The organism is Avibacterium paragallinarum (genome assembly GCF_900450705.1).
Classification (GTDB): Bacteria; Pseudomonadota; Gammaproteobacteria; order Enterobacterales; family Pasteurellaceae; genus Avibacterium; species Avibacterium paragallinarum.
Genome location: NZ_UGHK01000002.1, coordinates 643,546 through 661,186, shown reverse-complemented (window position 1 = coordinate 661,186; position 17,641 = coordinate 643,546). Strand labels below are relative to the sequence as shown.

The 17,641-nt window shown below is 40.5% G+C and carries 17 protein-coding genes and 3 pseudogenes; 9 read left to right on the top strand and 11 right to left on the bottom strand.

The genetic code is table 11. The features are described from left to right. Positions 1–200 precede the first annotated feature (200 nt). The 3 genes from xerD to proC are packed head-to-tail and all read right to left on the bottom strand — an operon-like array spanning position 201 to position 3,091. Positions 201–1,094 carry a site-specific tyrosine recombinase XerD gene (gene xerD / locus DXZ23_RS07890; RefSeq protein WP_017805985.1) on the bottom strand — a complete coding sequence of 298 codons (894 nt, stop codon included), beginning with the start codon at positions 1,092–1,094 and terminating at the stop codon, positions 201–203. Between the two features lie 9 nt (positions 1,095–1,103). Next, positions 1,104–2,276, bottom strand: a complete 1,173-nt coding sequence (locus tag DXZ23_RS07885) for a 3-phenylpropionate MFS transporter (protein ID WP_017805986.1) — start codon at positions 2,274–2,276, stop codon at positions 1,104–1,106. Further along, a complete protein-coding gene (gene proC, locus DXZ23_RS07880; RefSeq protein ID WP_017805987.1) occupies positions 2,273–3,091 on the bottom strand; it encodes a pyrroline-5-carboxylate reductase in 819 nt (272 codons plus the stop codon). Before proC ends, DXZ23_RS07885 begins: the two co-directional genes overlap by 4 nt. 69 nt (positions 3,092–3,160) lie before the next feature. On the opposite strand from proC, the gene rdgC reads away from it, so the two are divergent. Continuing rightward, on the top strand, positions 3,161–4,066 hold the full coding sequence (gene rdgC, locus DXZ23_RS07875) for a recombination-associated protein RdgC (RefSeq protein WP_026138508.1): 906 nt from the start codon (positions 3,161–3,163) through the stop codon (positions 4,064–4,066). A gap of 651 nt (positions 4,067–4,717) precedes the next feature. On the opposite strand, the pseudogene DXZ23_RS16210 reads toward rdgC, so the two are convergent. After that, positions 4,718–4,960: pseudogene (locus DXZ23_RS16210) on the bottom strand (LysM-like peptidoglycan-binding domain-containing protein); the annotation flags it as partial. Between the two features lie 905 nt (positions 4,961–5,865). Further along, the gene (gene epmB / locus DXZ23_RS07865; RefSeq protein ID WP_026138510.1) at positions 5,866–6,879 is read right to left on the bottom strand and encodes an EF-P beta-lysylation protein EpmB; all 1,014 of its coding nucleotides are present in this window, start codon (positions 6,877–6,879) and stop codon (positions 5,866–5,868) included. A 34-nt stretch (positions 6,880–6,913) separates the two neighbouring features. Here epmB and efp point away from each other — a divergent pair, with 34 nt between their 5' ends. From efp to DXZ23_RS07850, 4 genes are all read left to right on the top strand, one after another. Next, entirely contained in the window at positions 6,914–7,480 is a 567-nt protein-coding gene (efp, locus tag DXZ23_RS07860; RefSeq protein WP_017805992.1) for an elongation factor P, read from the top strand. A 121-nt stretch (positions 7,481–7,601) separates the two neighbouring features. Next, complete coding sequence (locus DXZ23_RS16140; protein ID WP_103846592.1) at positions 7,602–7,739, top strand: zinc-ribbon domain-containing protein; 138 nt, start codon at positions 7,602–7,604, stop codon at positions 7,737–7,739. A gap of 40 nt (positions 7,740–7,779) precedes the next feature. Then, positions 7,780–8,007 carry a hypothetical protein gene (locus tag DXZ23_RS16135; protein WP_021724155.1) on the top strand — a complete coding sequence of 76 codons (228 nt, stop codon included), beginning with the start codon at positions 7,780–7,782 and terminating at the stop codon, positions 8,005–8,007. A gap of 41 nt (positions 8,008–8,048) precedes the next feature. Beyond that, on the top strand, positions 8,049–8,597 hold the full coding sequence (locus DXZ23_RS07850; protein WP_017805994.1) for a hypothetical protein: 549 nt from the start codon (positions 8,049–8,051) through the stop codon (positions 8,595–8,597). Between the two features lie 19 nt (positions 8,598–8,616). On the opposite strand, the gene DXZ23_RS07845 is transcribed toward DXZ23_RS07850, so the two are convergent. The 3 genes and pseudogenes from DXZ23_RS07845 to DXZ23_RS07835 form a co-directional block, all read right to left on the bottom strand. Further along, positions 8,617–9,276 (bottom strand): IS1595 family transposase, encoded by a 660-nt coding sequence (locus tag DXZ23_RS07845; protein WP_017805094.1) that lies wholly within the window; start codon positions 9,274–9,276, stop codon positions 8,617–8,619. 21 nt (positions 9,277–9,297) lie between these two features. Then, a pseudogene (locus DXZ23_RS16130) lies at positions 9,298–10,095 on the bottom strand (tetratricopeptide repeat protein); the annotation flags it as partial. 65 nt (positions 10,096–10,160) lie between these two features. After that, the gene (locus tag DXZ23_RS07835) at positions 10,161–10,811 is read right to left on the bottom strand and encodes an IS1595-like element ISHpa1 family transposase (RefSeq protein WP_017805439.1); all 651 of its coding nucleotides are present in this window, start codon (positions 10,809–10,811) and stop codon (positions 10,161–10,163) included. Between the two features lie 51 nt (positions 10,812–10,862). On the opposite strand from DXZ23_RS07835, the pseudogene DXZ23_RS07830 reads away from it, so the two are divergent. From DXZ23_RS07830 to DXZ23_RS07820, 3 genes and pseudogenes are all read left to right on the top strand, one after another. Beyond that, a pseudogene (locus DXZ23_RS07830) lies at positions 10,863–11,228 on the top strand (TRAP transporter small permease); the annotation flags it as partial. After that, a complete protein-coding gene (locus tag DXZ23_RS07825) occupies positions 11,229–12,500 on the top strand; it encodes a TRAP transporter large permease (protein ID WP_017805997.1) in 1,272 nt (423 codons plus the stop codon). Positions 12,501–12,513: 13 nt separating this feature from the next. Then, a complete protein-coding gene (locus DXZ23_RS07820) occupies positions 12,514–13,362 on the top strand; it encodes an SDR family oxidoreductase (protein ID WP_017805998.1) in 849 nt (282 codons plus the stop codon). A gap of 50 nt (positions 13,363–13,412) precedes the next feature. Here the strand turns inward: DXZ23_RS07820 and aroA are convergent, their stop codons facing one another. The 3 genes from aroA to serC form a co-directional block, all read right to left on the bottom strand. Continuing rightward, complete coding sequence (aroA, locus tag DXZ23_RS07815) at positions 13,413–14,705, bottom strand: 3-phosphoshikimate 1-carboxyvinyltransferase (protein WP_017805999.1); 1,293 nt, start codon at positions 14,703–14,705, stop codon at positions 13,413–13,415. Further along, on the bottom strand, positions 14,705–15,814 hold the full coding sequence (gene hisC / locus DXZ23_RS07810; protein ID WP_017806000.1) for a histidinol-phosphate transaminase: 1,110 nt from the start codon (positions 15,812–15,814) through the stop codon (positions 14,705–14,707). Before hisC ends, aroA begins: the two co-directional genes overlap by 1 nt. Before the next feature lie 87 nt (positions 15,815–15,901). Beyond that, positions 15,902–16,984 (bottom strand): 3-phosphoserine/phosphohydroxythreonine transaminase, encoded by a 1,083-nt coding sequence (serC, locus tag DXZ23_RS07805; protein ID WP_017806001.1) that lies wholly within the window; start codon positions 16,982–16,984, stop codon positions 15,902–15,904. Positions 16,985–17,200: 216 nt separating this feature from the next. On the opposite strand from serC, the gene DXZ23_RS07800 reads away from it, so the two are divergent. Further along, positions 17,201–17,536 (top strand): DUF496 family protein, encoded by a 336-nt coding sequence (locus DXZ23_RS07800; protein ID WP_021724151.1) that lies wholly within the window; start codon positions 17,201–17,203, stop codon positions 17,534–17,536. Positions 17,537–17,641 lie beyond the last annotated feature (105 nt).

The window sequence follows — 17,641 nt, the reverse complement described above, 5'->3', positions numbered from 1 at the left end:
TTTAAGCAAGGGGCTGGAGAATATAGGGTAATCTAGCAATATTATACTATGTGAAAATAAAATGTTTATCTAATTCAGAGGGAAAGTCAGTATTCCAAGTGCTTATGATGTCTGCAAACTTTATAAGTTGATTAGGATTGAATGAGAAAAGAGTAAAAACAGACCGCACTTTGAAAGTGCGGTAATTTTTTTGAGCGTTTTTACCCTCTTGGGTGAAAGCGTTCGTGTAGATGCTTCAAGCGTTCTTTTGCAACGTGAGTATAAATTTGCGTGGTGGAAAGATCGCTGTGTCCGAGTAGCATTTGCACTACGCGGAGATCCGCACCGTGATTGACCAAATGGGTGGCGAAAGCGTGGCGGAGGACATGGGGGGAAAGGGCATCACAATCAATTTCCGCTAAAATGGCATAATGTTTTATGCGATGCCAAAAGGTTTGTCGCGTCATTTGTGTTCCACGCCGACTAGGAAACAGCACATCGGAGGGCTGTCCTGCTAATAACGCCGTGCGACCATACAGCACAAATTGCTTGATCCAATGGGCGGCTTCTTCCCCCATTGGCACGATCCGCTCTTTGTTGCCCTTGCCGATAACCCGCACGACACCTTGTTGCAAGCTGATATTATCAACGCTCAGCGAAACCAGCTCCGTAACCCGCAGGCCTGTGGCATATAACAGTTCGAGCATTGCTTTGTCGCGTAATTCTAACGGCTCGTCCACGTTGGGGGTGTTGAGCAAATCGGTAACTTGTTGTTCTGTCAAATATTTAGGCAATCGGCTTGGTAACTTGGGCGAGCTTAGCACCGCACTGGGATCGTCAGTGCGGTATTTTTCCCGATATAAATATTGAAAAAATTTGCGTAATGCACTCAGCAAGCGTGCGGTGCTAGTGGCTTTATAACCCGCCTCTAAGCGTTCGCCTAAAAAACGTTGTAAATCAATGGCATCAAGGGTTTCAAAACGTAGATTTTGGCTTTCAAGCCAATTCGCCAAAGCAGTTAAATCCAAGCGGTAAGATTGAATGGTGTTTTCGGAAAGCCCTTTTTCCAGCCATTGTTCATTCAAAAAAAGATCGATTAATGCATTGTCTTTCATCTTCGTTCCTTATTTCACGCTTTCCACTCGACGAACCAAAAACGCGTCCACTTTGCGAGGAATGATCGGGAACGCGAGCAAGGCAAAAATCATCATTGAAGTAAAGGTGAGCTGCGGTGAAATGGGGTATAGCACTCCCGCAAATGCGGTGATGAGGGCGATCACCGCCGAGCTTGAAATGCCATTATACAGCCCTTGCAACTTGGCGATGTGATTTTGCGGTTGGGTGGTGATGTATCGCACCATCGCATAATGCCCTAAGGCAAAGGTAAGGCTATGCAATAGCTGAGTTAGGGCGATGATGGTAAGGCTATCGGTACTCCCTAGCACAGCCCAACGCAACACGGCGGCGGAAGCACCGCAGTAAAACAGCGTGCTGACTTTCCAAAATCGGAATAATTTGGTGGAAAAGAAAAACAGTAAAATTTCTGCCACCACGCTCAAACCCCATAGCAAACTGGTGGTTGGCACCGAAATGCCGAGGCTTTGCCAATACAGCACGCTATACGCGTAATAAGCGGCGTGCGAGCCGTGAATCAGGGAAATGGCGAGGATTAAGCGAAGCGTGGTTTTATTTTTCAATAATTGTGAAAAACTAACGTGATTTTCCACCGCACTTTGTGAGTTATCCTGTGGCATTACACTAGGCGTTGCCATTTGAATGAGAGCATAGAAGCAGAGTAAGGCAGTGAGAATGGCGACAATGTAATTTTCGCCAATAAACCCGATCAGGCTACCAAATAGGCTAACGCCGACCACAAACGCCCCTGAACCAATCAGCCGAGCTTTGCCGTAATCCAAATGAATTTGCTGTTGCCAAGTGTTAGCGAGGGTATCACCAATGGGCATTCCCGCCGCATTCAGCATCGCAAAAATGGCAATGCCCACACACAGCAAAGGGAAATTTTCTGCCACCAAGCTGATATACAACATCGCCCCACAACTTGCCCAAGCAAGACCGCGTAGGGCTTTGATTAAATGTCCCGCTTTTTTGATCATCGCGGAAAAACCAACGCCGCCTAAAAAACGAAAAACGTAGGAACTGGCAAGGATAAAGCCGATAATTTCCTCGTTGTACGCCTGCGATTTCAGCCACGCGGGGAAAAACGGCATAAACACGCCGTAGGCACAGTAATAACCGAAAAAACTCAGTGCGAGCCAATTAAAGGGAGCGAGTTTCATTCAAATAAGGTTTCCATTTCTTGAGAGCGTTCCACGCAGGAGGCGATGGCTTGATTGACCGTTTGAGCGAGCTGCTGTTGCTGAAACACCGCTAACGCCGCTGCGGTTGTGCCGCCCTTTGAGGTAACGTTTTCGCGTAAGGTTGAAAGGGGAACATCGGGCTGTTCTATCGCCATTTTCGCTGCCCCCAATGCGGATTGTTGCACCAGCATTCTCGCGGTTTGGTTGTCTAAGCCCAATGCTTTCAAACTGTTTTCCATCACTTCCATAAAGAAGAAAAAATAAGCAGGACTGCTGCCCGATCCCGCTGTGATGAGGTGCATTTCCGCTTCGTCTTTCACCCAGCAAGATTTGCCCACGGCATTCATTAAATCTTCGGCAAAGTTTTTGAGATCCACAGGCGTGTTTTGCGGGGCGAATAATCCTGCCATTCCCTCAGAAACCAAGGCTGGCGTGTTGGGCATTACGCGAATGATGTGGCGTGCGGAGGGTAAAAGTGAGGTCAGTTTTTCCACCGAAATTGCCGCCGCAATGGAAATCACTAATTTATCGGAAAAATCCACCGCACTTAATCCTTGACAAACTTGCGAGAGGGATTGTGGTTTCACCGCCAGCACCACGGCTTCTGCCCCTTGTAAGGCTTGCACATTGTTCTCTGTGGTATTGACTTTATGTTGAGCAAATAAGGCACGTTTTTCTTCGTTAGGATCGGACACGGTGATTTTTTCAGCGGGGTAGCCTTGCTTTAACAAACCGAACACAATGGCTTGTGCCATATTGCCACCGCCGATAAAGGTAATGAATTTCTGTTGCATATTTTCCCCTTAAATCAGTTACAATAAGTTTTCGTCCGCTCATTTTACCTGAATAAAGAAGGAATGCCTATGTGGTTTAAGAACCTTATGACCTATCGTTTAACGAAAAAATTAGATTGGTCAGCAGAGAATTTACAAGCTCAGCTCGCACAATGCGAATTTCACCCTTGCGGGCAAGGAGATATGCAAAAATTTGGCTGGATTTCTCCGCTTAAAACCAGTGAACAGCTCCATTTTCGCGTCGCAGATCAAATTTTATTGCTTGCTCGTAAAGAAGAAAAAATGTTACCTGCCCAGGTGGTGAAGCGAGAGGTGGATAGCCGAATTACGGAGTTGGAGCAAAAAGAAAATCGTAAATTAAAGAAAACGGAAAAACAGGCGTTAAAAGATGATGTGGTGGCAATGTTGCTACCGCGTGCTTTTAGTAAATATCAACAAACCGCCATTTGGATTGACGGTGATAAGCAGTTGGTTTATGTGGACGCGGCTTCAAGTAAGCGTGCGGAAGACGCGTTAGCCTTGTTGCGGAAATCTTTAGGCTCATTGCCCGTTGTGCCACTGGCATTCGCCACCGATCCCAGTTTAGTAATGAGCCATTGGGTGAGCAATGAAGCCACACCAAATTGGTTGATTCCTTTAGAAGATGCGGAATTGCGAGGCAGCCAAGATAATGCAGTGATCCGCTGTAAGCAACAGGCGTTAGATGCCGAAGAAATCCTTTCCCTTTTGCAAGCGGGCAAAGCCATCACAAAATTGGCGTTGGAATGGGAGGGCAACCTCAGCTTTATTTTAAATGAAGACGGCACGATGAAACGCTTAAAATTCGCTGATGAAGTGCGGGAGAAAAATGACGATATTTTGAAAGAAGACATCGCCCAACGCTTTGATGCGGATTTTGTGTTAATGGCGGGTATTCTCAGTAAACTCACCGAAAACTTGCTTGATGAATTTGGCGGGGAAAAAGAGCGGTTGTGATTTTTGGGGGGGGTTTAACCGCACTTTGGTGCGGTTTTTGTTATACTGCCTTTGTAGCAAGGAGAATATTATGCTTAAAAACGCTCCATTGATAGGGACACGTTAGACGCTTGGGCAAAAATGCTTGAAGACATTGCCAAAGCTGCCTTGCTTGCCGGTAATATTTGGTCAAAATCAGGTCTTCTTTAAAATTGCAAGTAGCCTCGCATTATTGCTTATCGCCTACTTCGCTTTAATTGGTGGAAAACAAATCCGCAAACACAAACCTTACTTATCAAAGGAGGACTAAATGGCTCTTACCATTGGATTATTTACCTTAGCCGCTGTAATGTTGGGTAGATTAATAACGCGGTCAAAAATGATAAAAACGTCTAATTTTCTAACCGCTCTTTTGAGCAGTTTTTAATAACTGCAAAATCGTTGCTTATCGCTAAATTTCCCCTTTACTATGCCCGCCCATGCATCAACATCTTATGCTTAAATCGCACCAAAAAGTTTTAATAGATTGTGCTGATTACGCAAAAAGTTCAGCGGACATTAGAATCAGCAAGGTGTGAAGATAAAAATATGAAAAGGTAACGTAACGCGTATTATTTTGAAACAAAATGACGATAAAACAATGGCGGAATAATCCGCCATTTTCTTTATGCGTTATTTTTTGTATTGATAAGTGCCGTTTGCCTGACGAATAAATGTTGCACCGTTAGATAAACGAAGTTGTGCCACGCGACCTTGAGCATTTAGATAAACTTGTACTTTATCGCCTGGCTTGAAATTGCTTAACGCATTACCGACACCTTTTGCTTTTGTCATAGCGTTTACATCAGAGATATTCAGATTGTTATTACGGAAAACTTGCATTAATGACGCACCTTGCGGAATGATTAAAGTTTTGTTTATTCCCGAATTTAATACAGTGTTATTTACTGTAGCAGGTTTTGCTTCGGTAATAGGGGGGCGGCTATCTGATTTTGCTGTTTGTGGCGTATTTTTTTCTAGATTCGTTTTATTTGATGTTTGGTGCTGAAGGGGAACCTTTTCAGAGATATGTCTCATTTCCTTTTTTTTCATAGCATCAGATGTTGCACTTGTTGGCTGGGAAAGTGAAGTATCAGAGGTTGTAATTTTTGAGAGGGTATCTTTGTTTATGCTATCTTGTGGAACAACAGATTCTTCAGAATTATTCTGTTGTATTTTTTGGATAAGCATTGTTAAGTCATCTTCTTGTGTTGTTTTAGGAGGGAGTTGTTGAGTCAAATTATCCAGTGGATGTTCTTCTGTTGATTGATTTTGGTACAATGATTGAAATTGAGTAGGGATTTCATTGGTTGCTTGATTAAAAATCACGGTTTCTGGGCTAGGTTTTAGCCAAGAAATGAGGAATAAAAGAAATATGGTAATTAATAAAGCAATAAAAATTCGACGATATTTAGGGGGAATAAAGCCTAATATGCCCCAGTGTTCTGGTGAATTTAAATAAAATTTCATATTCTTTTTACTCGAATCCGTATGGAGATCTTCTTGGTTTTCTTGCTCAGACATATCCTGTTCAATATTTTTCTTAGATGAACGAGTTGGTAATGTATGTAGGGCGTTTTTCAGTCTTTGTATAATTGAAGCGTGAGAGTGCATCATTTTTTTCGGCATAACAGGCTCAATCTGATTAAATTCTAAATCAAGTTGTAAAGAGTTTTCTGAATTATGTTGAATATCTTTTTGTTCTGTCACAGGAATACCTTTTCCAATTTTAGAGGGCGGAATTTACATCCCCTTATTCTATAAAATATTTATTTGTTATTCTATGAAGAATACAAAGTTTTATTCGGCTCGTGGGCGATTTCGCGGGCGAGTTTCGGTACTAGATAGCCCGAAGTGATGCTTTGTAATTCTTTGTAAATTTTTACCGCACTTTCATCGTCAAGATAAAAATGGCTCGCACCCTCCACTTTATCGAACAAGTGCAAATAATAGGGCAAAATGCCAATGGCGAATAATTTCTCGCTCAAGGCTTTCAAGGTGAGGGCATTATCGTTGATGTTTTTCAACAAAACCGCTTGGTTGAGCAACGTAACGCCCGCTGCTTTCAGTTTCGCCATTGCGGTGGCAAGTGCGTCATCAATTTCATTCGGGTGATTAATATGGGTAACCAACACCACTTGAAAGCGGGATTGTGCCAGCAAAGCACAGAGTTTTTCCGTGATTCGTTGTGGAATCACCACAGGCAAACGGCTGTGAATGCGTAAACGCTGTAAGTGCGGTATGTTTTCGAGGCGTTTTATCAGCCATTCTAATTCGTGATCTTTTGCCATTAGCGGATCGCCGCCAGAAAAAATCACTTCATCAATTTCTGAATGTTGCGCGATATAGTCCAAGGCTTTTTGCCAATTTTTCTTATCGCCCTTGTTTTCAGCATAAGGAAAATGACGGCGAAAACAGTAGCGACAATTAATCGCACAGCTATTTTTTACCATAAATAACAATCGGTTATGATATTTATGCAAAATATTTGGTGCGGCGGTTTGCTGTTCTTCCAACGGATCGGGGCTAAATCCCTCCGCTTGCACAAATTCCAGTTGTGAGGTCATCGCTTGCAAAAAGAGCGGATCATTTGGATTGCCTTTTTCCATTCGTTCCACAAAAGGCAAGGGAACACGTAGGGCAAATAACTGGCGGGCGGCAAAATCTTGTTCAAATAAATCAAGGGGAAGACCCAATTTCTCAATTAACACTTTGGGATCAGAAATGGCAGTGGCAAGATAATCTGTCCAATTTTCTTCTTCTCTAATGAGGCTATTTTGGGTTAAAATACGCACTTTTAAAAACAATCTCTTTTTATTTGAGGATAATATGGCTACATATACTACCAGTGATTTCAAACTAGGTCTAAAATTTATGCAAGACGGTGAGCCTTGTGTGATCGTTGAAAATGAATTTGTAAAACCAGGTAAAGGACAAGCATTCACTCGTACGCGTATTCGTAAATTAATTTCAGGCAAAGTGTTAGATGTAAACTTTAAATCAGGTACGTCTGTGGAAGCGGCTGACGTAATGGATTTAAACTTAACCTATTCTTACAAAGATGACGCTTTCTGGTACTTTATGCACCCAGAAACATTTGAACAATATTCAGCAGACGCGAAAGCAGTAGGCGAGGCTGAAAAATGGTTGTTAGACCAAGCGGATTGTATCGTAACTTTATGGAACGGTGCGCCGATTTCGGTAACCCCACCAAACTTCGTTGAATTAGAAATCGTAGAAACTGACCCTGGCTTAAAAGGTGATACCGCAGGCACAGGCGGCAAACCAGCCACATTAAGTACAGGTGCGGTAGTGCGTGTTCCATTATTCGTACAAACGGGCGAAGTGATTAAAGTGGACACCCGCTCAGGTGAATATGTATCGCGTGTGAAATAATCATTCGAGTGTCAAAAAATCCGTGCTTTTGAGTGCGGATTTTTTATCGCATAACGTTAAAATTTTGTTTTTCATTCACTATCTAGTAAATAGATAAAATCAAGTTATAGGAGTTAATTTTATGTATTGTGGAAATTGTGGAAAACCCATTGATAAAGAGCAAAATTATTGTAGCTACTGTGGAAAAATGCAAAAAAGTCTTGCTAAAAATAGTTATTCCCCTCATACTGAGCAGTCCCCCCCCTCCCCCGCACGATGATGATACTGTAGCATTTGACAAGATTTTTGCAAAAAATAATGTGAGTTTAAAAGATCGCTGTTTAGCATTAAGCGGTGAATTTTTCTTAAATTTTTGGATCATACTTCTTCTTTTCGGCATTCCTTTTGGTATTTTGGGGACGTCTCTTTCCAGCGACCAAATGGCACTTTTATTTCTTGTTGAAGCCATTCTTTTTATCGCTTTACGCCCAATTTTTTATGCTTCTAAGAAAAAAGGATTTTTGGTTCTCTTCTTGGTATTTCATTAAAAACGGATTATAACGAAAGTATCTAATTAAAAAGATATATAATGAGAATTGCAGTGAAAGTTGTGCTTATCTTTATCTTAACCGCTATTGGCTATATCTTGACTATCAGCCTTTTTATCGCGGATAGTAAATTTGGCACACCTATTTTTTCAAGAGCAATATTACCATTTTTAGGGTTTGGCGGTATTCCCATTTTTCTCTATTTTATTAGCTTTTTTCTCAGTAAAAAAACTACACCACGATTATTTTATGATAAATGGCTAGGTGTTTATGTGCAGAAAACAACCGCTCCGAAATGGGGGGGTGCGTTCACCCATATTTTTCTGATCATTAATACGATACTTTTTCTACTAATTACACTTCAAAAATATTCACCTGATACGTTGAGTGGCTTAGTTGATAAGTTAGCTCATCGTGATCATCACATAACAGACTGTATAAATGCTTATGATCAAAAACAGTACGAATTGGCTGCTTCTTCTTGTTTATTAGCCAAAGATTCTGGAAATGGTGAAGTATTGAACGTTTTAGGTGAACTCTATACCTTAGGGAATGGTGTACCTCAAGATTATCAAAAAGCAAAATATTAGGAGCTGTAGTAGATTAGCTCTAAATTTCACACCATTTTCGCAATATTTTTAACTGCTCTTTTGGTGTCCCAAAGTTAAACCGAAATTCACATTCCTTCAAGAATAAAGGAAAGTTTTTTCGGTTAATTCCATTATATTTTCGCAGTATCCGCTTCGCCTGATTCCAAAAATTTTCAATGCCATTAATATGATTTTGTTTCACCGCAAATAGCTCGGAATGATTGATTCGTTCGTGGTGAAATTCACTCACATCAAGTGCATCATAACTGCGATAAGTGTCCGTATAAACCCAGCTATCAGGCTTGATTTTTCTTTTAATAACAGGGAGTAATGTTTCACTCTTGGTGTTTTCAACCACAACAGTAAATACCTTTCCTTGTCGTTTTAGTAACCCAAAAACAGCAACTTTTCCAGCCGCTCCTCGTCCTCGTCCTCGTTTTCCCTTTCGATGACCACCAAAATAGCTTTCGTCTAGTTCAATTTCCCCCTCAAAAATCTCGTTAACTTCAAGGGATAAATGATAGCCAATCACAAGCCTGATTTTATGGTAGAACAAAGCGGCTGTATTCGGTTGAATATCTAGCAAATTTGCTGCTGTTCTTGCAGTAACTTCTGCGACAAAAAACTCAAGTAGTTTTTTCTGTATGGATTGCTTTAATTTACAATATGTTATCTTCATTTTTGTAGTATAGCATTGTTACTAATCTACTACAGCCCCTTTATTTAATATATCTAAAAGCTCTATAGCCTTAGTATTCCCCTGATTTGCACTTAATCTTAAATAGTATTCCGCTTTTTCTTGATTTCGAGTTACTCCCTTGCCAAAAATGTAAAGATCTGCTAAATACAGCAGTGCATTACTATCACCTTGATTAGCACTTAATTCATAATAATATTTCGCTTTTTGAGAATCTTGATGGACACCTTTTCCATTATAATAAAGAGTGCCTAAATTTAATTGTGCATCGCTATCACCTTGATTAGCACTCAATTCATAATAATATTTTGCTTTTTTATAATCTTGGGGTACACTATTCCCCAATTCATAAAGCACACCTAAATTTAATTGTCCATACTGATTACCTTGATTAGCACTTAATTCATAATAATGTTTTGCTTTTTGGTAATCCTGCGGGACACCCTTTCCATCATCATAGAGCTTACCTAAAAAGAATTGTGCATCACTATTACCTTGGCTAGCGCTTAATTCATAATAGTATTTCGCTTTTTGGTAATCTTGAGAAACTCCTATTCCTTTATCATAAAACACACCTAAATTAAATTGTCCATACTGATTAGCTTGATTAGCACTTAATTCATAATAATATTTTGCTTTTTGGTAATCTTGAGGAACACCATTCCCTAAGTCATACAGCTTACCTAAATTAACTTGTGCATAACTATTACCTTGCTTAGCACTTAATTCATAATAGTATTTCGCTTTTTGGTAATCCTGCGGGACACCCTTCCCAGCGTTATAAAGCAAACCTAAATTTAGTTGTGCCTCACTATTACCTTGATTAGCACTTAATTCATAATAATATTTGGGACTGTCCTAGATAACTAGACTAAACTCCCTTTAACCAATTGTTTTAAAATAGAAATTTGACTTTTTATGTTGCTGTAATTAAAACGCCATTCACATTCCTTTAAATAAAGCTCAAAATGCGCTTTTGGGATACCATTAAATTTGCGTAAATGGCGTTTTGCTTGGCTCCAAAAATTCTCAATTCCGTTAATGTGGTTATGATTTTCAGCAAAATGTGTGCTGTGATTGATACGAAAATGACTAAATTCACTCACATCAAGCACGTCATAACTACGATAATTATCGGTGTAAACAATACTATCAGGCTTTACCTGCTCCCGAATAATGGGTAACAAGGTGGCAGATTGCGTATTTGGAACCGCAACGGTATAAACCTTGCCATTGCGCTTGAGAAGCCCGAATACCGCAATTTTCCCTGCCGCACCACGACCACGTTTGCCTTTGCGAGCACCGCCAAAATAACTTTCATCGGCTTCAATTTCACCTTCAAACATCTCTAAGTGAAGGCTGTTTTGATAGATGAGTTGGCATAAACGATGAAAGTAATATGCGGCAGTCGTTTTGTTTACATTGACTAACTCTGCTGCTGTCCTTGCAGTAACACCTGCAACAAATAGCTCAATGAGTTTATTTTGTTTGTGCTGACTTAGACGACTTTTTCTCATTGGTTCATTCTAACCTAAATAGATTTTTTAGTTGTTATCTAGGACAGCCCCTATTTTTTTAATTCTGGAATTGCTTGGTCAGAAGAGTTTGCAAGAATATGCTTTGTCTATATGATCTTTTTAGGCATAATTATTGTAGCTAAAGATAAGGGACATCTAACTGTCGATATTCTGATCTCATCACTACCAGAAAAGTTTAAATTTATATTTAGAATAATTTCTGATTTATTCATTCTCCTTGCGACTTCTTTTCTTGCTGTTGGTGCATACCAATTAATGATACTAACTTATACTCAAAAAATGCCCGCAACAGGAATTTCTTCGGCTTTTCTTTATGTCATTGCTGTTTTTTCAGCTGTGTTATATTCCATATTTATTATTCGTGATTTATTTAATAAAAAACAGGAGGAAATATAAATGCTAGTATTATTTTTATGCAGCTTATTTCTGCTTCTATTTATCGGCGTTCCTGTGGCTTTAGCAATGCTATTAAGTGCGAGTTTTATGCTTTTTAAAATGGATATGTTTGATACTCAATTAATTGCAGAAAACTTTGTAATGGGAACAAACAATTTTCCATTAATGGCAATTCCATTTTTTATGCTGACAGGTGAAATAATGAAACACGGGGGAATTTCCGAACGCATCATTAATTTTGCAATGAGTATAGTCGGGCATATTAAAGGGGGACTAGGTTATGTTGTAATAATTTCTGGATTAATTTTTGCTGGTTTATCTGGCTCAGCAGTTGCAGATACTGCTGCTTTAGGTGCAATATTAATTCCAATGATGGCAGCTAGAAAATATGATATTTCTCGTTCTACTGGATTAATTTGTGCCACTGGTATCATTTCCGTCGTTATTCCACCGAGTATTCCAATGATTATTTACGGCATAACCGCGGGAACATCAATTACTAAATTATTTATGGGAGGAGCTGTTCCAGGATTATTAATGGTTATTGGTTTATGGGCAGTATGGAAATTTTTATATCGAAATGAAACATCTTCAGTCAAAGAAAAACAAAGTACACAACAACGATGGCTTGCCTTTAAAAAGGCATTTCTTCCTTTATTACTTCCCGTTATCATTATTGTTGGTTTAAGAGGAGGAATATTTACTCCAACTGAAGCTGGTGTTGTTGCAGCAATATATGCAGCAATAATCAGTATTTTATATAAAGAATTAAACGTTAATAAAATCCAAGAAATATTTTTAAATACAATAAAAACAACATCAATGGTAATGTTTGTTGCCGCAGCAGCAATGATTTCCGCTTTTGCAATTACCGTTGCTCAAATCCCAATGGAACTGGTTGAATTTCTAAAAGGCGTTACAAATAACCCAACCATATTGATGCTAATTTTAATGCTTTTCTTATTATTAGTTGGCTGTGTGATGGATTTAATTCCAGCAGTTCTCATCTTTGTTCCCGTTATTTTACCATTATTACGGGCATATCATATCGATCCAACTTACTTTGGAATTATGATGGTAATTAATTTATCTATCGGTCTTATCACACCGCCAATCGGCACTGTTTTATATGTAGGTTCGGGAATATCAAAATTAGGAATAGGATCAATATCTAAAGGAATACTCCCATTTCTTTTGGTTTACATTGCTATTTTATTATTAATGGTCTTTTTCCCAAATATTGTTATTGTCCCGATGAATTGGTTATCTTAAGAAGGAAACAAAAATGAACAACATCGCTCAACACCACAATCTCAAGAATAAAGTTATCGTGATTTCAGGCGCTGGCGGCGTGCTTTGTGCATTTCTTGCCAAAGCACTGGCAAACACGCGAGCCAAAATCGCCTTACTGGATATTAATTTGGACGCAGCAAACCAAGTTGCTGAAGAAATCAACCAAGCGGGCGGCATTGCGAAAGCCTATCAAACCAACGTGTTAGATTTAGACAGCATAGTGCAAACCCGCAACGCCATTACACAAGATTTCGGCACTTGCGATATTTTAATCAACGGTGCGGGAGGCAATAACCCTAAAGCCACTACCGACAACGAATTTCATCAATTTGATTTGCCCGCTAACACCAAAACCTTTTTTGAATTGGATCAATCAGGTATCGAATTTGTGTTTAATCTCAACTACTTAGGCACATTATTGCCAACGCAAGTTTTCGCCAAAGATATGATGGGGAAAGCAGGAGCAAATATCGTCAATATTTCCAGTATGAACGCTTTTACGCCACTCACCAAAATCCCTGCTTACTCGGGAGCCAAAGCGGCAATCAGCAACTTCACTCAATGGCTTGCCGTCTATTTCTCAAAAGTGGGGATTCGCTGTAACGCCATCGCCCCTGGCTTTCTTGTCAGCAACCAAAATAGGGCATTATTATTTGATGAAAATGGCAATCCAACCGCCCGAGCCAATAAAATTCTCACCAACACCCCAATGGCACGTTTTGGTGAACCAGAAGAATTATTAGGGGCATTATTATTTTTGATCGACAGCCAATATTCCAGTTTCGTCAATGGCGTCATCATTCCTGTTGATGGTGGATTCTCTGCATATAGTGGGGTGTAAATAAAGTGCTACATTATAACAACCTGCCCCATTTGGGGCAGGTTTTCTATTTATCGTACAATCTTCGCAAATTCGTCAAAGAATGTTGGGAAGGTTTTCGCGGTGCATTTGGGATCGAGAATGGTAACGGGGGTGTTGGAAAGTGCCACAAGGGCGAAGCACATTGCCATTCGGTGGTCGTTGTAGGTGGCGATTTCTGCGGTTTTGAACGCGGATAAGTCGAGAGGTTGAATGCGGATATAATCTTCGCCCTCTTCCACTTCAGCCCCCACTTTTCGCAGTTCCGTTGCCATTGCACTCAGGCGGTCGGTTTCTTTTACTCGCCAGTTGTAAATGTTGCGAATGACGGTTTCCCCCTCAGCAAATAATGCGGTGGTGGCAATGGTCATTGCGGCATCGGGGATATGGTTCATATCCATATCAATGCCTTTTAGTTCGCCTTTTTCTGCTTGGATAAAATCCTCGCCCCAAGTAATTTTTGCGCCCATTTTTTCTAACACATCGGCAAATAAACGATCCCCTTGAATAGAGTTTTTGCCGATTCCCGTTACTTTCACTTTGCCTTTAATCGCCCCCGCTGCGAGAAAATAAGAGGCAGAAGAGGCATCGCCCTCCACAAAATAGGTTTGTGGTGAAATATAACTTTGTTTGCCTTGCACGAAGAATTTTTGGTAGTTGTCATTACGAACAGATACGCCGAAATCTTTCATCATCGCGAGGGTGATGTCAATGTAAGGTTTGGAAACCAGATCGCCGATGATTTCAATCTCCATATCGCCCGAAGCCAATGGGGCTGCCATTAAAAGTGCGGTCAAAAATTGGGACGAAATTGAGCCGTCAATTTGCACTTTTCCCCCATTTAAACCACGATTTTGAATGGCAATGGGTGGGTAGCCCTCATTTTCTAAATAGCTAATTTCTGCCCCGACTTGGCGTAACGCCTCAACCAAATGCTTAATTGGACGCTCTTTCATTCGCGGTTCACCCGTTAAAATGATTTCCGCAGGCACTTCCCCTTTTAAGCATAATGCAGCGCTCAAAGGACGCATTGTAGTGCCGGCATTGCCTAAATAAAGGGATAAACCGCTTTGCCATTGGAATGCCCCGCCTACACCTTCAATTTCACATTCACGCTTATCTTCCGAAAGCTGATACTTCACGCCTAAGGCTTGTAAGGCGTTGAGCATATGGCGAATGTCATCGCTGTCGAGCAAGTTTTTCACGCGTGTTGTACCTTTTGCTAAAGCGGCGAGAAGCAAAGCACGGTTGGACAAACTTTTTGAACCGGGAAGATTAATTTCTCCCTCCACAAAAGAAATGGGTTGTAGTGTTAATTTTTCCATTATTCCCCCGTTCCTTGCTTTAAGACATTTAAAAGTGCGGTGAAAAATTTGTCATTTTCTTCAGGTAAGCCAATGCTAACACGCAGGTGATTTGGCATTCCATACCCCGCAATCGGGCGGACGATCACGCCTTCACGCAATAGCCCTTCATAAATAGGCTGTGCAGGGCGTTTGAAATCAATGGTGATAAAATTGCCCTTTGACGGGATATAGTCCAACTGATGTTGTTGGCAAAATTGCTCATAACGTTGCATTTCTGTGCGGTTGTTTTGTGCCACTTTCTCCACAAATGCGTCATCTTTCAACACCGCTGCGGCGGCGGATAAGGCTAATACATTGCAATTAAAGGGCTGGCGAACACGGTTTAATAAATCCGCAATTTCAGGATTAGACACCGCATAACCAATACGCAATCCTGCCAATCCATAGGCTTTGGAAAGAGAACGAGAAATAATTAAATTCGGGTATTTTTTCGCTAAGGCAAAAGAATCAATGCGTTCTTCTGGGCGAGTGAATTCCGTATAAGCCTCATCAAGCACCACGATAATATGGGCTGGCACTTGAGCTAAAAAGGTTTCAAGCGCTTGTTGTGAAAGGAAATTTCCCGTTGGATTATTCGGGTTAGCAATGTAAATCAACTTGGTTTTCGCGTTGATCGCTTGCAAAAAGCCGTCCAGATCGTGTCCCCAATTTTTGGCTGGAATTTCTCTTGCCACCGCATTAATGGCTTTGGTAACCAGCGGGTATACAATAAAGGCGTATTGCGAATAAATAATTTCATCTTTTTCACTCGCAAAGGTGTGAGCAAACAATTCCAAAAGATCATTTGAGCCATTGCCAAGGGTGATTTGCTCTGGTTGCACACCAAATTTCTCGGCGATTACGGCTTTTAACTCAAAACCGTTGGCATCGGGGTAACGGGTTAAATGGGGCAACTGTGCTTGGATCGCGTCAATGGCACTTTGCGGAAAGCCAAAAGGGTTTTCATTTGAAGCGAGTTTCACAATATTTTGAATGCCCAACTCACGTTCTAATTCTTCAATGGGTTTTCCCGCTTGATAAGGGGAGAGGGATTTCACGCCCTCATTTGCAACATCAATAAATTGCATTGTTGTTCCTTGTTTTTAATTGTTGATACAGCGAATAACAAAGGCTTGTCTAGATAAATCAACAAGCCTTTGATGATAAAAATAAAATTAACGATTTTCAGCGGCAAATTTTTCCATAAAGGCAATTAAGGCTTGCACGCCCTCAATTGGCATAGCGTTATAAATAGAAGCACGCATTCCGCCAATCACTTTATGGCCTTTTAAGGCTTGCAATCCTGCTTCGGTGGCTTCGCTAACAAACTTCATATTGAGTTCATCGTTGCCCGTGGTAAAGGTAACGTTCATTAAAGAGCGGTTGTTTTTTGCTACAGAATTATGATAGAAATCGCTTTGATCTAAATAATCGTAAAGCAACTGGGCTTTTTCTTGATTGCGTTTTTCCGCCGCTTTTACACCACCGAGTTCCAGCAAATATTTGAACACCAAAGAACACAAATACCACGCAAAAGTTGGTGGCGTGTTGATCATCGAATCACTGTTGGCTTGCACTTCATAATTCCAAATTGACGGCGTAGCTTTGCGTGCTTTGCCGATGAGGTCTTCACGCACAATCACAATGGTAATGCCTGCGGGCCCTAAATTTTTCTGCGCGCCGGCGTAAATAATGCCAAATTGGTTAATGTCAATTTCACGGGAAAGAATATTAGAAGACATATCCGCCACCAACACCGCATTGCCCACTTTTGGCACATCAAAAATTTCCACACCGCTGATGGTTTCATTCGGGCAATAATGCACATAATCATACTGCTCAGCGATATCGCTAAAATCAAGATTACCAATTTTGAGTTCTTCGCCTTCAGCTAAAATATTGATTTCATCAACTTCGCAAAACAAGCGGGCTTCTTTCGCTGCCGTTGCCGACCAATGTCCGCTCGTCAAATATAAGGCTTTGCCTTTCTCGCCAATTAAATTCATTGGCACGGCGGCAAACTGCCCCCTTGCCCCGCCTTGTAAAAAGAGAATTTTGTAATTATCAGGAATATGATAAAGGGTGCGAAAATCTTTTTCAGCTTGCGTAATCAGCTCCATAAACAATTTCCCGCGATGGCTCACTTCCATCACTGAAGTATGCTGACCTTGCCAATTTAATAGTTCCGCCTGTGCTTGCTCCAAAACTTCACGCGGCATCATTGCCGGCCCCGCACTAAAATTAAATACTTGTGTCATTTTCACTTCCTAATCGTCATAAAACAATTTGTTAGTTTTATCACCTCAGGGAACGGTAATCAACCGACTTTTATTTAATTCAGAAAAATTTTTGATTTTCCCCACAAAAAGTAGCGGAATGCTTTGACGAAAAAAGCAAAAAAGACTACATTAACTCAGGCAACAGGGTTACACCCGCTTGAATTTCCTTTTAATCTAATCAGAGAGTTTAACTTTATGGAAACTGTGAATAAACAATCTTTCCAAGATGTCTTGGAGTATGTGCGTATGTATCGTTTAAAAAACAAACTATTGCGTGATATGGAGGACAACAACCGCAAAATTCGCGATAACCAAAAGCGTGTCCTTTTACTTGATAATTTAAACCAATATATCCGCGATGATATGAGCGTGGAAGACATTCGCATCATCATCGAGAATATGCGTGATGACTATGAAAGCCGTGTTGATGACTACACTATCCGCAACGCCGATCTTTCCAAACAACGCAAAGAAATCAGCCAAAAAATGAAAGAGCAAAAAAAATTACACGCGGAGCGTTTAAAAAAATAGCTTCCCCATAAAAAAAGGACAGGTTGAATAAATCTGTCCTTTTTTATTAATGTCAAATTTCAGCGTATCTCAAATATCGCCCTCTTAAACTAAGAGGGCAGATTA